Here is a 13,922-nt window from a genome sequence, read left to right as displayed (position 1 = left end):
CGATGCCAGCTCTTTACGTGATGATCCCGGCCGCCCTGCTGATCGTGGCCATCGCCGTGTACATCTTTTTCTGGGCGGTGGACAGCGGACAGTACGACGACCTCGATGGCCCGGCCCACAGCATCCTGTTCGATGATCAGGACCCGAACCACACCGCCGCCGTGGACGAAGCCAAATCCGACAAACCGCAGGACAAGGCGCCACCCCATGCTTGAGCTGGCGCCTCTGCTGGTCTCGGCACTGATCCTCGGCCTGCTCGGTGGCGGGCATTGCCTGGGCATGTGCGGCGGCCTGATGGGCGCGCTGACCCTGGCGATTCCCAAGGAGCAGCGCAGCCGACGCTTTCGTCTGCTGCTGGCGTACAACCTCGGACGCATCCTCAGTTACGCGACCGCCGGTTTGCTGATCGGCCTCGCCGGTTGGGCGGTGGCGAACAGCCCGGCGGCGATGGTCATGCGAATTCTCGCCGGGTTGCTGCTGATCGCCATGGGCCTGTATCTGGCCGGCTGGTGGAGCGGCCTGACCCGCATCGAAAGCCTGGGTCGTGGTTTGTGGCGTTACATTCAGCCGGTGGCCAATCGCTTGCTGCCGGTGTCGACACTGCCCCGTGCGTTATTGCTCGGCGCGCTGTGGGGCTGGCTGCCGTGTGGACTGGTTTACAGCACGCTGCTGTGGTCGGCGAGCCAGGGTAATGCGCTGGACAGTGCGCTGTTGATGCTGGCGTTCGGGCTGGGCACATGGCCGGTGCTGCTGGCGACCGGGCTGGCGGCCGAGCGGGTGACAGCGTTACTGCGCAAACGAAGCGTGCGCATGGCCGGGGGCCTGCTGGTGATTGTGTTCGGAATCTGGACGCTTCCGGGCCCTCACCAACATTGGTTGATGGGCCATTAACAGCAAAAGATCGCAGCCTTCGGCAGCTCCTACAGGGGAACAGATTCCAAATGTAGGAGCTGCCGCAGGCTGCGATCTTTTGCTCTTATGCTCTTGATGCAAATCAACAGCCCCGTCGCCGCACCCCGATAGACTCGCCACACTGCCAGCCTATCCGGGGGAATGCCCGCATGCTCGACGCCATTCGTTGGGACACTGATCTGATCCGCCGCTACGACCTGGCGGGGCCGCGCTACACCTCGTACCCGACGGCCGTGCAATTCAACAGCCAGGTCGGCACCTTCGACCTGTTCCATGCCCTGCGCGACAGCCGCAAGGCGTTGCGCCCATTGTCGCTGTACGTGCACGTGCCGTTCTGCGCGAACATTTGCTATTACTGCGCCTGCAACAAGGTCATCACCAAGGATCGCGGGCGAGCGCAGCCGTATCTGCAACGGCTGGAGCAGGAAATCCAGTTGATCGCCTGCCACCTGGAACCGGCGCAGAAAGTCGAGCAACTGCACTTCGGCGGCGGCACCCCGACCTTTCTCAGCCACGACGAACTGCGGCAGTTGATGGCGCACCTGCGCAAACACTTCAATCTGCTGGATGACGATTCCGGCGACTACGGCATCGAGATCGACCCACGCGAGGCCGACTGGTCGACCATGGGCCTGCTGCGCGAACTCGGCTTCAATCGGGTCAGCATCGGCCTGCAAGACCTTGATCCGGCGGTACAACGGGCGGTCAATCGCCTACAGAGCCTGGAAGAAACCCGCGCAGTAATCGACGCCGCGCGCACCCTGCAATTTCGCTCGATCAACATCGACCTGATCTACGGTCTGCCCAAGCAGACACCGGAGAACTTCGCGCGCACCGTCGAGGAAGTCATCAGCCTGCAACCGGACCGACTCTCGGTGTTCAATTATGCGCACCTGCCGGAGCGCTTCATGCCGCAGCGGCGGATCAACAGCCATGAGCTGCCAAGCCCTGCGCAAAAACTCGAGATGCTCCAGCGCACCATCGAACAACTGACCGCCGCCGGCTACCGCTACATCGGCATGGATCACTTCGCCCTGCCCGACGATGAGCTGGCGATTGCTCAGGAAGAACAGACCCTACAACGCAACTTTCAGGGCTACACCACCCACGGCCATTGCGACCTGATTGGTCTGGGGGTGTCGGCGATCAGCCAGATCGGCGATCTCTACTGCCAGAACAATAGCGATCTGAACCAGTACCAGAACACCCTCGCCGCCGCGCAACTGGCGACCAGCCGTGGCCTGGTGTGCAATGCCGACGATCGCCTGCGGCGTGCCGTGATCCAGCAACTGATCTGCAATTTCAGCCTGGAATTCGCCGAAATCGAGCAAGCGTTCAACATTGATTTTCAGGGCTATTTCGGCGCGCTGTGGCCGCAACTGCAAGGCATGGCCAATGACGGGCTGATCAAGCTGGAGCGCGAACGCATCGAAGTGTTGCCTGCCGGACGCCTGCTGGTGCGCTCGGTGTGCATGGTGTTCGACGCGTATCTGGAACAGCAGAACCGCCAGCGTTTCTCGCGGGTGATCTAGTTTTTCGTCAGCAGTGAGCCGAGCTTGAGGTTCTGCTCGGAAGTGAGGCCGGACTGATCCATGACTTTGGACAGGGCCAGATTGGCGCTGATCAGCCCGGTATTCAGCGCGGCGATGGCACCGCGCAGCGCGGCGAGCATATTGACTTTGGCTTCATTGGTCAGGGTTCTGTCGGACATGACCGCCGCCATCCGGGCTTTCTTCTCGGCGATCTCTTTTTGCAGTTTGCGGATCATCTTCAGCAACTGCTGGACATTCTCGGGCAAGCCGCTGTCTTCGATGTCGCTGTTCTCGCCACCGACGCTGAAGGATTTTTCGATGGAGGCGCCGGACAGCGACACTTTGACGCCCTCGACCAAGGTCGGGGTTGCCAACGGCGCAGAGGCGGCATTCTGCTCGTCACTGGTCCCTGTCCTGGCGGTGCTCGGCGCAGACGCAACGCCGCTGTTACCGGGGTTCAGCGTGTCAATGGCGGCCATCGAAGCGATTCCTTGCATGCGTGGTGATACCCCTTTATCGGCCACTTGCCCTGCGGCTTTACGCCCGTGGGACAAACTCGCCGCAGACTGGCCTGAATGTCCTCCCGTGGGTTACCCTTACGGCTTATGTGTGTTTTCCCACAAGGATTTAAGAAATGTCCGAGCCAGTCAAACTGCGCGCTCACAACCAGGCCCATTGCAAGGATTGCAGCCTGGCCCCTCTATGCCTGCCACTTTCTCTGAATCTGGAAGACATGGATGCGCTGGACGAAATCGTAAAACGTGGCCGCCCGTTGAAAAAGGGTGAGTTCCTGTTCCGCCAGGGCGACACCTTCGATTCCGTTTATGCAGTACGCTCCGGCGCCCTGAAGACCTTCAGCCTGAGCGACAGCGGCGAAGAACAGCTCACCGGTTTCCACCTGCCGAGCGAACTGGTCGGCCTGTCCGGCATGGACACCGAAAAACACCCAGTGTCGGCTCAGGCGCTGGAAACCACCTCGGTCTGTGAAATTCCTTTCGAACGCCTTGATGAACTGGCCCTGCAACTGCCGCAACTGCGTCGTCAGTTGATGCGGGTGATGAGCCGCGAAATCCGTGACGACCAGCAAATGATGCTGCTGCTGTCGAAAAAAACCGCCGATGAGCGCATCGCCACGTTCCTGGTCAATCTGTCGGCACGCTTCCGTGCTCGCGGGTTCTCGGCCAACCAGTTCCGTCTGAGTATGTCGCGCAACGAAATCGGCAATTATCTGGGCCTGGCGGTGGAAACCGTGTCGCGGGTGTTCACCCGCTTCCAGCAGAACGAACTGATCGCCGCCGAGGGCAAAGAGATCCACATCCTCGACCCGATCCAGCTTTGCGCCCTGGCCGGCGGCTCCCTCGAGGGCTGATCTCGATCCGCGGTTGAGCGAAGCGTTTCAGCCGCGGGTATACTGCGCCGTTTGCAGCCCTGCCAGGACACCTCGACGATGGTCTTCGATTCCTTCGACATCAAATCCCTGATCCGCCCCGTGATCGACTTCCCGAAACCGGGCGTGATCTTTCGCGACATCACCCCGCTGTTCCAGTCGCCCAAGGCCCTGCGCCTGGTGATGGACAGCTTCGCCCACCGTTACGTGGAAGCCGACTTCACCCACATCGGCGCGATGGATGCGCGCGGCTTCCTGATCGGCTCGGTGCTGGCCTATCAGTTGAACAAGCCGCTGGTGCTGTTCCGCAAGCAAGGCAAACTGCCGGCGGACGTGCTGGCCGAAGGTTACGCGACCGAGTACGGCGAAGCCTTCCTCGAAGTGCACGCCGACAGCCTGTGTGAAGGCGATTCGGTGGTGATGTTCGATGATTTGATCGCCACTGGCGGCACGCTGATCGCTGCGGCCAACCTGATACGCCGCATGGGCGCGCGGGTGCATGAGGCGGCGGCGATTATCGATCTGCCGGAGCTGGGGGGTTCGCAGCGTCTGGAAGATATGGGCATCCCTACTTTCTGTCTGACGCAGTTTGCTTTGACTGACAAGTAAGCGGCGTCTGTACTGCCGCCTTCGCGAGCAAGCCCGCTCCCACAGGGGATTTGTGAACGCCACAGATCCAATGTGGGAGCGGGCTTGCTCGCGAAGGGGCCGGCAGCCTCACCGCAAACCTAAAGTCCCATTTGCTTGCTGATAATCTCGTTCATCACCTCCCGCGTCCCGCCGCCTATCGACAGAATGCGGTTATCCCGATACAGCCGCTCCACCAGGCTTTCGCGCATATAACCCAGGCCGCCAAGAATCTGCACTGCCTCGGTGGTGATCCGGTCCGACGTGTCCGTGGCAACGTTCTTGGCCATAGAAATCTCCTTGATCACGCTCTGCCCCGCCGCCATTTTCGCCGCCTGGCGGTAGGTGAACTCGCGCGATACTTCCAGCGCCGTGGCCATCTCGGCCAGCCGGTGCTTGATCACCTGAAATTTGCCGATGGGTTTGCCGAAGGCCTCACGCTCGCGCGCCCATTTCAGCGCTTCTTCGAGCGCGAGCTGCGAGGTCATGTTAGCCATCAGCGCCAGTGCCAATCGTTCGCTCTGAAAATTGCCCATGATGCAGGCGAAGCCCATGTTCTCGGCGCCGATCAGATTGCCCACAGGCACCCGACAGGCGTCGAAGAACAGTTCAGCGGTATCCGAGGCCCACCAGCCCATCTTCTTCAGCTGGCGGCCTACGGTGAAGCCTGGGGTGCCCTTCTCGATCAACAGCAGGCTGATGCCGCCAAAACCCGGCGCGCCGGTGCGCACCGCGACGGTGTAAAAATCGGCACGTACGCCGCTGGTGATGAAGGTTTTGCTGCCGCTGACCCGGTAGAACTCGCCGTCACGCACGGCGCGGGTTTGCAGGTTGGCGACGTCGGAACCGCCGCCGGGCTCGGTGACCGCCAGGGCGCTGATTTTCTCGCCGCTGAGCACTGCTGGCACCACGCGGTCGCGCACCTCGGGCCGGGCCCATTTGACGATCGGTGGCAGACCGATATCCAGCGAACCGAGGCCGGCGACCAGACCACCGGAGCCACAGCGCATCAGCTCTTCGCTGGCGGCGACTTTGGCGAACACATCACCTTCGTGGCTGCCGCCCAGCGCTTCGGGATAACCGATACCGAGAATCCCCGCTGCCCCGGCCTTCAGGTACAGCTCACGGGGAAAGCCTTCGGCTTCTTCCCACGCATCGATGTCCGGCAAGATCTCGCGCTCGACGAAACGTCTGACGCTGTCGCGGACCATTTGGTGGCTGGGGTCGAAGTATTCCTGGAAGGCAGGCATCGGCGAACTCCATCGAAGGGTTGGCCGACGTTAACCGAGCGCTTGCTTGGTTTTCAATATGTTTGTGTGAATCAGTCACACCGAGGTGCGCCATTCGCGAGCAAGCCCGCTCCCACAGGAGAATGCATTCCAATGTGGGAGCGGGCTTGCTCGCGAAGGCGCCAGTCAAGGCACCGCTGAACTCAGAGGGAAATCGGTTTACGCCCGGCAAACGAATGCGCCAGCGTCCCGCCATCCACCAACTCCAGCTCCCCACCCAGCGGCACGCCGTGGGCAATCCGCGAGGCGATCAGGCCTTTGTTGCTGAGCAGCTGAGCGATGTAATGCGCGGTCGCCTCACCTTCCACCGTCGGGTTGGTTGCGAGGATGACTTCAGTAAAAGTGCCCGCCTCTTCAATGCGCGCCATCAACTGCGGAATGCCAATGGCTTCCGGCCCGAGACCGTCGAGCGGCGACAGGTGGCCCTTGAGCACGAAGTAGCGTCCACGGAAACCGGTTTGCTCCACCGCGTAGACGTCCATCGGCCCTTCCACCACGCACAGCAGCGTGTCGTCGCGGCGCGTGTCGGCGCATTGCGGGCACAGATCGTCTTCGGTCAACGTGCGGCACTGACGGCAGTGACCCACCCCTTCCATGGCCTGGCTCAAAGCCTGGGCCAGGCGCGTGCCGCCGCTGCGGTCACGTTCGAGCAACTGCAACGCCATGCGCTGGGCGGTTTTCTGACCCACGCCCGGCAAGGTGCGCAGGGCGTCGATCAGTTGGCGAATCAAAGGGCTGAAGCTCATGGGTAAAAAGTCCGACAAAACAACGAGACGCGGTTTATACCCGCGCCTCTGGCCAGCGTCAAATGCTCAGTCTTGGGCAACCTTCACCACCAGTTTGCCGAAGTTGCGCCCCTCCAGCAGACCGATAAACGCCTCGGGCGCCTGCTCCAGGCCTTCCACAACGTCTTCACGGAATTTGACCTTGCCGTCGCGCACCCACGGCACCATGTGGCTGATGAATTCCGGCTGACGGTCGCCGTAGTCATCAAACACGATGAAGCCCTGAATCCGCACGCGCTTGGTCAGCAACGTACGCTGCAGCATTGGCAGACGATCCGGGCCTTGCGGCGCTTCAGTGGCGTTGTAACCGGCAATCAGCCCGCACAGCGGGATCCGCGCCTTGGGATTGAGCAACGGCACCACGGCGTCGAACACATGCCCGCCGACGTTTTCGTAATAGATGTCGATGCCATTCGGGCAAGCCTTGGCCAGTTGTTCGGCAAAGTCCGGCGCCTTGTGATCGATGCAGGCATCAAACCCCAGCTCTTCGACCACGTATTTGCATTTGTCGGCGCCACCGGCCACACCCACGGCGCGCAGGCCCTTGATCTTCGCTACCTGACCGACCACCGAGCCGACGGCACCGGACGCCGCAGCGACCACCAGGGTCTCGCCCTCTTTCGGCTGACCAATGTCGATCAAGCCCATGTACGCGGTCATCCCCGGCATGCCCAGCACACCAAGGGCCATTGACGGGCTCGGCAGGCCGGACGGAATCGGCATGATGTTGCGCCCGTCGCTGATGCTGTGGCTCTGCCAGCCGGTGAGGCCGACCACCAGATCGCCCTGGTGGAATTTCGGATGACGGGAGTTCTCGACACGGCTGACAGCGCCACCGGTCATCACTTCGCCGATTTGTACCGGCGCGGCGTAGGACGGCGCGTCACTCATGCGTCCGCGCATGTAAGGGTCCAGTGACAGGTACAGGGTTTTCAGCAACACCTGGCCGTCTTCGAGATCCGGCAACGCTTCGCGCTCCAGACGGAAGTTTTCCGGAGTCGGCGCGCCGACCGGGCGCGAGGCGAGGACGAAGCGTTGATTGAGGGTCAGAGGGTCGGACATGTCAGCGTCTCCTGTGAATGATGAATTCGGCGGTATAGGGAGCAGACCTTTGGCGGCGGTGGTGGGTTCGATGTTTCTTCAGTCAGGCCGAGTCGACGCCTTCGCGAGCAAGCCCGCTCCCACAGGAAGAACACATTCCAAAGGTGGGAGCGGGCTTGCTCGCGAAAGCGTCAGCTCTGCCAACACATGACACTCAGGCAGAAACAAAAATGCCAGGCGCGATGCCTGGCACTTTTTGTAGCTCATCCAACCCGCAAAGGCGAATCAGAACGGCAGTTTCATACCTGCTGGCAGGTTCATGCCGGCGGTCATGCTGCCCATTTTTTCCTGGCTGTTGGCTTCGATCTTGCGCACGGCGTCGTTGACGGCGGCGGCGACCACGGCTTCGAGCATTTCCTTGTCGTCTTCGCTCAGGCCTTCAACCAGGTTTGGGTCGATGCTGACGCTTTTCACGTCGTGACGACCGGTCATCACCACGGTGACCATATCGCCACCAGCCTTGCCGGTGACTTCGGCGTTGGCCAGTTCTTCCTGCATCTTGGCCATTTTTTCCTGCATCTGCTGCGCCTGCTTCATCAGGCCGGCCATGCCACCTTTCATCATGGGAATCACCTCAAAAGTACTTGGATCAAAACAGCGCCCGGCCAGCGAGGCCGGACGCCCTCAGTTATTAGCCTTGGGCGACCAAGGCATCGACAGGTTCAATAGTATCGTGTCGCACCACTGCACCGAACTGCTGGACCATCTGCTGGATGAACGGATCACCGTGGATCGATTCCTCCGCCTCGCGCTGACGGTTGGCCCGGCGACGGGACGCGGCCTGCGCCGGGGTTTCCTGCTCGGGCTTGATCAGTTCGATGGTCAGGGTCAGCGTGCTACCGTGGAACTGGTTCAACGCATCGTTCAGGCGCCGCTGTTGCGTGGCGTTGAACAGCGCGCTGTGCGCCGGGTCCAGGTGCATCAGCCAGTGGTCGCCATCGACCGCGATCAGCGTGCAGTTGGCAGCGATGCTGCCGGTCATGCCGGAGATCGGCAGTTGCGGGAACAGTTCCAGCCATTGCAACGCCAGACCGGTGGCCGGCGCGGCGGCAGGCTCCGGCTCGGGTTCCGGGGCCGGCTCGGCAGTGTGTTCGCTGGCCAGATCGTCGAGGTAGCTGTAGGCCGAATCCATGTCCGGCTCGATGTAGTCTTCGTCCAGCGGCGGTTCGTCGTCGAGGTCCATGCCCGGGGTGGCGGCATCGACGTCGGCGACCGACGGCTCGGGAATCGGCGCGGCCGCCCACTCCGGCGCATCCGGCACCACGCTGTCCGGGGTCGGCAGCGGCATCGGCGGCAACTCGGGCTGCTCGCTGGCGGTTTCCAGCACCGGCTCGACGGCTGGTTGCTGCACCGGCTCGGGTTCCGGCTCGGGTTCGACCGGATCGTTCCACGGCAGGTCGACCACTTCTTCGGCGGCGACTGGCTCTGGTTCAGGATCTGCTTCTGGCGCTGGCGCGGGTGCAGCGGCAACCACAGCTGCAGGCGCTGGCGCTGGCGCAACAACCGGTGCAGGTGCAACAGCCGCAGCGACTACCGGCGCAGGCTTGGGCGCGGCAGCCACTGAGTTTGCGGAATCAACTGTGGCCTGGCTGATCCCCACTGGCTTTAGCGGTTGCCTCGGGGCGTCCGCGGTGTCCGCGGGCCGGAAGGCCAGCATCCGCAGCAGGACCATTTCGAAACCACCACGGGGATCCGGCGCCAGCGGCAAGTCGCGGCGACCGATCAGGCCCATCTGGTAATAGAACTGCACGTCTTCGGCCGGCAGCGCCTGCGCCAGCGCCAGCACCCGATCACGGTCGCCATGGCCGTTATCGACACCTTCAGGCAACGCCTGGGCGATGGCGACGCGGTGCAGCACATTGAGAATTTCCGAGAGCACGCCATTCCAGTCCGGTCCTTGCTCGGCCAGATGGCGCACGGCTTCGAGCAACGCTTTGGCGTCGCCTTCGATCAGCGCGTGCAGCACGTCGAAGACCTGGCCGTGATCCAGCGTGCCGAGCATCGCCCGCACGTCGGCGGCCAATACCTTGCCTTCACCGAAGGCGATGGCCTGGTCGGTCAGGCTCATGGCGTCACGCATCGAGCCGTCAGCGGCGCGGCCCAGCAGCCACAGCGCGTCGTCTTCGAACGGCACGTTTTCGGCGCCGAGCACGTGGGTCAGATGCTCGACCACGCGCTCGGGCGTCATGTTCTTCAGCGAGAACTGCAGGCAACGCGACAAAATCGTTGCCGGAAGTTTCTGCGGGTCGGTGGTCGCCAGGATGAACTTGACGTACGGCGGCGGCTCTTCAAGGGTTTTCAGCAGCGCATTGAAGGAATGGCTGGAGAGCATGTGCACTTCGTCGATCAGGTAGACCTTGAAGCGTCCACGGCTCGGCGCGTACTGCACGTTGTCTAGCAGTTCGCGGGTGTCTTCGACCTTGGTCCGGCTCGCGGCGTCGATCTCGATCAGGTCGACGAAGCGCCCCTCATCGATCTCGCGGCACACCGAACACTCGCCGCAGGGGCTGGAAGTGATACCTGTCTCACAGTTCAGGCATTTGGCAATGATCCGCGCAATGGTGGTCTTACCGACCCCGCGCGTACCGGTGAACAGGTACGCATGGTGCAGCCGCTGGCTGTCCAAGGCATTGATCAGAGCCTTGAGCACATGGGTCTGGCCGACCATTTCGCGGAACGAGCGCGGACGCCATTTACGTGCAAGAACCTGATAACTCATCGAAAACCGTCGCAACGAAGGAAGCTGAAGCGGCTAATGCTAGCGGAGCAAGGGCAAAATTGCATCCGGTGTGCTCGTCTAATCTGGTTGAGCTGCTGTTGGCGGGGCAATTTCGCTCGTGATCGGGACTCATCGGAGCATTTATGCGTTGGGCCTTGGGAGCTTTGTTGGGGATCAGTCTGAGCGTGAGCGCGGCCGCCCCGGGTCGATCCCGCCAACCTCCCCCGCCAATCGATCGGCACCGTGCTCGGCTATACCTATCCGACCCTGCAACCGCTGTTCGATGCCGATCGCCTGCAACGCGAGGACGCGCGTAATCAGGAACAAGTGCTGGAAAAACTCCTGGCCGGCCGCTACCGCTATGCGGTGAGCAATCAATGGACGCTGGACTGGTTCAATCAGCGCCTGCTGCCCGGACAGCAACTGCACGGCGTCGCGGTGCTGCAGGAGCAGCATGTCGGCTGCTACGTGAGGAATGACCCGCAGGTGCCGGTGCAGCGGATCCTGCGCACGTTGCTGCGGATGAAAATGTCGGGGGAGATTGATGAGATTATCCGGTTGTATACCGGGTCCGCTGAAGCCACCCCATAACCCATTGTGGGAGCGGGCTTGCTCGCGAACGCGGTGTGTCAGTCACCTGATTCGTTAACTGGCACACCGCTTTCGCGAGCAAGCCCGCTCCCACAGGGGGGGCATTTCCGACAGAGAATTATTCAGTAGCCGTGCGACTCGCGGAATTTCTGGTAGTCGTGAAATTCGATCCATTCGACCACATCGTACGGCAGATAAAGCTGCTGCCGGGCGCGGGAGATGGCGATGTACACGGCGCAGATTCGCTGATCGAACGCGTAGGTAACTGCACGGCGTCGCGGTGCTGCAGGAGCAGCATGTCGGCTGCTACGTGAGGAATGACCCACAGGTGCCGGTGCAGCGGATCCTGCGCACGTTGCTGCGGATGAAAATGTCGGGGGAGATTGATGAGATTATCCGGTTGTATACCGGGTCCGCTGAAGCCACCCCATAACCCATTGTGGGAGCGGGCTTGCTCGCGAAGGCGGTGTGTCAGTCACCTGATTCGTTACCTGGCACACCGCCTTCGCGAGCAAGCCCGCTCCCACAGGGGTGGGGGCATTTCCGACAGAGAATTATTCAGTAGCCGTGCGACTCGCGGAATTTCTGGTAGTCGTGAAATTCGATCCACTCGACCACGTCGTACGGCAGGTAAAGCTGCTGCCGGGCGCGGGAGATGGCGATGTACACGGCGCAGATTCGCTGATCGAACGCGTAGGCGTCCTTGAACTGCACGTTGGTCAGCAGCTCGGGCGTCAGCAGAACGCGGTCGAACTCCATGCCGCCCGCCTCTTGCGCCTGCATCAGCAGGCAGCTTTTGCCGGGGCCGCCGATCATCCGGTTGAGCCGGGTCAGGTCAGCCACCTTGAAGCCCTTCTCCAGCTCGGCCTCGACCCACAGAAACGCCTCGTCGAACTGGTTGGCATCGCGCACCTGCTGCCACTTCGGCAGATCGCTGAAATAGCGATGCGGGCCCTTCTCGCTGTGTTCGGCACTGTAGAAGTCGACCTTGAACAGTTCGATGGCGGTGATCATGAAGTGTTCGAGGTCGCGCTGCGCCTTCATGTCGGCAAAACTGAACAGGCAATTGGCATCGTGCAGCTGCATGGCCCACTTCATGGTGTCCCACGGTGACGCCGTCAACACCACACAGCCTTCCGGCGGGACAAAGCCCTGCGGATAAAACTCGATGCCGACGTCCGCCTCACGCGCGCCTTCGAAGGGCACCTTGCTCTTCTCCGAGTGCCGGGAAATCAGCGGATTGACCAGACGCTCGACATTGCGCCCCGAACGCACCGAGTAGGTGATATCGCTCTGGCGCACTTCACGCTTTCTTTTCACCAGGTCGCGCTCGGCGTGCTGGTACTCATCGCCCAATGTGATCAGCACCTGTCGGCCACGCTCGATAATCTGCAGCAGCGAAGCGGGAATGTCCTGGCTCTCGTCGATCAGCACATGGGTATAACGCGGCGGCACCACGCAGCCCGCCAGACTTGCCCGTTTGATCAGCAACAACGCTTCGAAGCCGCTCTGCCGGCCCCACGCCGGATTGGCCTCAAGGTAAGTCCAGACGCGGCTCGAATACTCCAGCAGTACCTTCGACTCAAGGCTGGACAAGGACAGCTTGAAATACGGCAGATGATGCGCCGACAGGCTGTAGTCCCGGGATTGGCAATAGCGCTCAAGGGTTTCCAGGCAGACGTTCAGCGTTCGTTGCGCGTCATGCTCGCGAAAGCCAAGGATATTCAACTCCTGGGCCAGACTCTGTTTGCTCGCGACTCGGCCGGCGGCGCCTGGCGGCTGCGGTTTGCGTCCGTAAATCAGCCCGCGGGCGAACGCCTCAAAGGTGATGCCGGGCTTGCGCTCACTGGCAACGCCCATGCGCTGGCACAGGGTCGCAAGTTTTTCCGGGGTACGTGCCAGCAACAGGGTTTTCCCGGGGTCCAGGCACTCAGTCAAGGCACCGACCAGGTGGCTCTTGCCGATCCCGGCATAGCCTTGCACGTGCAGGTCTTCATCGAGGTTGGCGCGGAAGGTTCTGACCAGTTTGTCTTGCGCGGCGCTGAGCCAGCGCTCGCGATGCGCCGGGCTGATCATCTGCTGGCTGAAAGGATTGTTGATCGCGTGGTGGCGCGTCTTGAACTCGTCATCCCACTTGCCATCGGGCAGCAGGTAGTCCTGCGCCGACACCTCGTCGGCCAACAGTAAACGCAGGTTCAAACCTCTGATGGCGTTCAGACCGAAGTACAACTGGCGTGGGTCGAACAGTCGTTGCGCCTCGGACAGCAGCCCTGTCCCGCCATCGACCGCCCAGGCGATCAGTCGCGCCAGCACCTTCTCCGCCGCAGCGGCGGTGAGATCCTTTTCCGCGGCCTGAGCCAGATTCTGGATGACCAGCACGGCGGCCAGTTGCGCATCCGTCAGCTCGCCAAGGGTTTTCGCGCCATCGGGCTGCAACAGACTCGCGCAGGTCTCGTCCGTCACGGGCAAGTACACGGCGGTGGATAAATCGTGATGTTCCGGGTGCATACAACCTCGTAGCCAGGGCGCGAACTTGTCAACGACGCGCGCAGCAAGACGGTGGAGTATGCCACTGTTCAACCTTGGTGACTGAACAGGCATCGGGTAGCAGCCTTCGCGAGCAGGCTCGCTCCCACAGGGGCTGGCGTGAAAGCCCAAATCGCGGGCATAAAAAAACCGCAGTGGGCGAAACCCATGCAGTTCTGTTGTAGCGATCTTCGTTCGTTAAGGTGGTAACCCCACCAGCCACACCCCGGCACACAATGTTCCCGCTGTGGCTGCTGCCTTCCGGCTCTGACCAGGTTCACGGGTAATCGTTGCGGGGGGACCGATGGGGTCACCATAACGACACTCACCTGTCGGCGAGCCGCGCCATTGTACCTATCTGAGATGAAGTTACAACCGTTGGTTTCAGATAAAAAATATGAACGGGTTCAAGGACATGCGCTGCGCCCGAAAAGATCGCAGCCTGCGGCAGCT

12 protein-coding genes, 1 other RNA gene and 2 pseudogenes are annotated in these 13,922 nt (G+C 61.7%); 7 read left to right on the top strand and 8 right to left on the bottom strand.

Going from position 1 to position 13,922, the window contains the following annotated elements; translation table 11 throughout:
* Nucleotides 1-2 precede the first annotated feature (2 nt).
* The 3 genes from ccoS (at nucleotide 3) to hemN (ending at nucleotide 2,444) form a co-directional block, all read left to right on the top strand.
* The gene (gene ccoS / locus ACS4NR_RS03610) at nucleotides 3-215 is read left to right on the top strand and encodes a cbb3-type cytochrome oxidase assembly protein CcoS (protein ID WP_025110359.1); all 213 of its coding nucleotides are present in this window, start codon (nucleotides 3-5) and stop codon (nucleotides 213-215) included.
* Entirely contained in the window at nucleotides 208-891 is a 684-nt protein-coding gene (locus ACS4NR_RS03605) for a sulfite exporter TauE/SafE family protein (RefSeq protein WP_097087645.1), read from the top strand. Before ccoS ends, ACS4NR_RS03605 begins: the two co-directional genes overlap by 8 nt.
* A 170-nt stretch (nucleotides 892-1,061) precedes the next feature.
* A complete protein-coding gene (gene hemN / locus ACS4NR_RS03600) occupies nucleotides 1,062-2,444 on the top strand; it encodes an oxygen-independent coproporphyrinogen III oxidase (RefSeq protein WP_047599083.1) in 1,383 nt (460 codons plus the stop codon).
* Here the strand turns inward: hemN and ACS4NR_RS03595 are convergent.
* Entirely contained in the window at nucleotides 2,441-2,923 is a 483-nt protein-coding gene (locus ACS4NR_RS03595; RefSeq protein ID WP_166495600.1) for a hypothetical protein, read from the bottom strand. The two genes, hemN and ACS4NR_RS03595, sit on opposite strands and share 4 nt — an antisense overlap.
* 155 nt (nucleotides 2,924-3,078) lie before the next feature.
* Here ACS4NR_RS03595 and fnr point away from each other — a divergent pair, with 155 nt between their 5' ends.
* On the top strand, nucleotides 3,079-3,813 hold the full coding sequence (fnr, locus tag ACS4NR_RS03590; protein WP_003223347.1) for a fumarate/nitrate reduction transcriptional regulator Fnr: 735 nt from the start codon (nucleotides 3,079-3,081) through the stop codon (nucleotides 3,811-3,813).
* 78 nt (nucleotides 3,814-3,891) lie between these two features.
* Nucleotides 3,892-4,440, top strand: coding sequence for an adenine phosphoribosyltransferase (locus ACS4NR_RS03585; protein ID WP_003223345.1), 549 nt, complete (start codon nucleotides 3,892-3,894; stop codon nucleotides 4,438-4,440).
* 119 nt (nucleotides 4,441-4,559) lie between these two features.
* Here ACS4NR_RS03585 and ACS4NR_RS03580 read toward each other — a convergent pair whose 3' ends face one another.
* The 5 genes from ACS4NR_RS03580 to dnaX all read right to left on the bottom strand — a co-directional run bounded on the left by ACS4NR_RS03580 (nucleotide 4,560) and on the right by dnaX (nucleotide 10,352).
* Nucleotides 4,560-5,708, bottom strand: a complete 1,149-nt coding sequence (locus tag ACS4NR_RS03580; RefSeq protein WP_456019105.1) for an acyl-CoA dehydrogenase family protein — start codon at nucleotides 5,706-5,708, stop codon at nucleotides 4,560-4,562.
* A 182-nt stretch (nucleotides 5,709-5,890) separates the two neighbouring features.
* Entirely contained in the window at nucleotides 5,891-6,493 is a 603-nt protein-coding gene (gene recR, locus ACS4NR_RS03575; protein WP_003223341.1) for a recombination mediator RecR, read from the bottom strand.
* 66 nt (nucleotides 6,494-6,559) lie between these two features.
* A complete protein-coding gene (locus ACS4NR_RS03570) occupies nucleotides 6,560-7,594 on the bottom strand; it encodes an NADP-dependent oxidoreductase (protein ID WP_095138663.1) in 1,035 nt (344 codons plus the stop codon).
* 264 nt (nucleotides 7,595-7,858) lie between these two features.
* A complete protein-coding gene (locus ACS4NR_RS03565) occupies nucleotides 7,859-8,197 on the bottom strand; it encodes a YbaB/EbfC family nucleoid-associated protein (RefSeq protein WP_456019104.1) in 339 nt (112 codons plus the stop codon).
* A 67-nt stretch (nucleotides 8,198-8,264) separates the two neighbouring features.
* On the bottom strand, nucleotides 8,265-10,352 hold the full coding sequence (gene dnaX, locus ACS4NR_RS03560) for a DNA polymerase III subunit gamma/tau (protein ID WP_456019103.1): 2,088 nt from the start codon (nucleotides 10,350-10,352) through the stop codon (nucleotides 8,265-8,267).
* A gap of 198 nt (nucleotides 10,353-10,550) precedes the next feature.
* Here dnaX and ACS4NR_RS03555 point away from each other — a divergent pair.
* Nucleotides 10,551-10,943, top strand: a pseudogene (locus tag ACS4NR_RS03555) (amino acid ABC transporter substrate-binding protein); the annotation flags it as partial.
* 265 nt (nucleotides 10,944-11,208) lie between these two features.
* A pseudogene (locus ACS4NR_RS03550) lies at nucleotides 11,209-11,376 on the top strand (amino acid ABC transporter substrate-binding protein); the annotation flags it as partial.
* A gap of 125 nt (nucleotides 11,377-11,501) precedes the next feature.
* Here ACS4NR_RS03550 and ACS4NR_RS03545 read toward each other — a convergent pair.
* Together ACS4NR_RS03545 and ffs are read right to left on the bottom strand one after the other, a co-directional pair.
* The gene (locus tag ACS4NR_RS03545; RefSeq protein WP_456019102.1) at nucleotides 11,502-13,451 is read right to left on the bottom strand and encodes a hypothetical protein; all 1,950 of its coding nucleotides are present in this window, start codon (nucleotides 13,449-13,451) and stop codon (nucleotides 11,502-11,504) included.
* A gap of 228 nt (nucleotides 13,452-13,679) precedes the next feature.
* Nucleotides 13,680-13,776: signal recognition particle sRNA small type (gene ffs, locus ACS4NR_RS03540), an RNA gene on the bottom strand.
* Between the last annotated feature and the right edge of the window lie 146 nt (nucleotides 13,777-13,922).

It is taken from the genome of Pseudomonas sp. JQ36 (genome assembly GCF_053851495.1).
This window is presented reverse-complemented; position numbering and strand designations above follow the sequence as displayed.

Excerpts from the sequence above, each read along its gene's own strand:
- ccoS (WP_025110359.1), top strand. The coding sequence starts at position 3 with ATGCCAGCTCTTTACGTGATGATCCCGGCCGCCCTGCTGATCGTGGCC.
- dnaX (WP_456019103.1), bottom strand. The coding sequence starts at position 10,352 with ATGAGTTATCAGGTTCTTGCACGTAAATGGCGTCCGCGCTCGTTCCGC.
- ACS4NR_RS03580 (WP_456019105.1), bottom strand. The coding sequence starts at position 5,708 with ATGCCTGCCTTCCAGGAATACTTCGACCCCAGCCACCAAATGGTCCGC.
- ACS4NR_RS03570 (WP_095138663.1), bottom strand. The coding sequence starts at position 7,594 with ATGTCCGACCCTCTGACCCTCAATCAACGCTTCGTCCTCGCCTCGCGC.
- ACS4NR_RS03585 (WP_003223345.1), top strand. The coding sequence starts at position 3,892 with ATGGTCTTCGATTCCTTCGACATCAAATCCCTGATCCGCCCCGTGATC.
- ACS4NR_RS03595 (WP_166495600.1), bottom strand. The coding sequence starts at position 2,923 with ATGGCCGCCATTGACACGCTGAACCCCGGTAACAGCGGCGTTGCGTCT.
- ACS4NR_RS03545 (WP_456019102.1), bottom strand. The coding sequence starts at position 13,451 with ATGCACCCGGAACATCACGATTTATCCACCGCCGTGTACTTGCCCGTG.
- hemN (WP_047599083.1), top strand. The coding sequence starts at position 1,062 with ATGCTCGACGCCATTCGTTGGGACACTGATCTGATCCGCCGCTACGAC.
- fnr (WP_003223347.1), top strand. The coding sequence starts at position 3,079 with ATGTCCGAGCCAGTCAAACTGCGCGCTCACAACCAGGCCCATTGCAAG.
- recR (WP_003223341.1), bottom strand. The coding sequence starts at position 6,493 with ATGAGCTTCAGCCCTTTGATTCGCCAACTGATCGACGCCCTGCGCACC.
- ACS4NR_RS03605 (WP_097087645.1), top strand. The coding sequence starts at position 208 with ATGCTTGAGCTGGCGCCTCTGCTGGTCTCGGCACTGATCCTCGGCCTG.
- ACS4NR_RS03565 (WP_456019104.1), bottom strand. The coding sequence starts at position 8,197 with ATGATGAAAGGTGGCATGGCCGGCCTGATGAAGCAGGCGCAGCAGATG.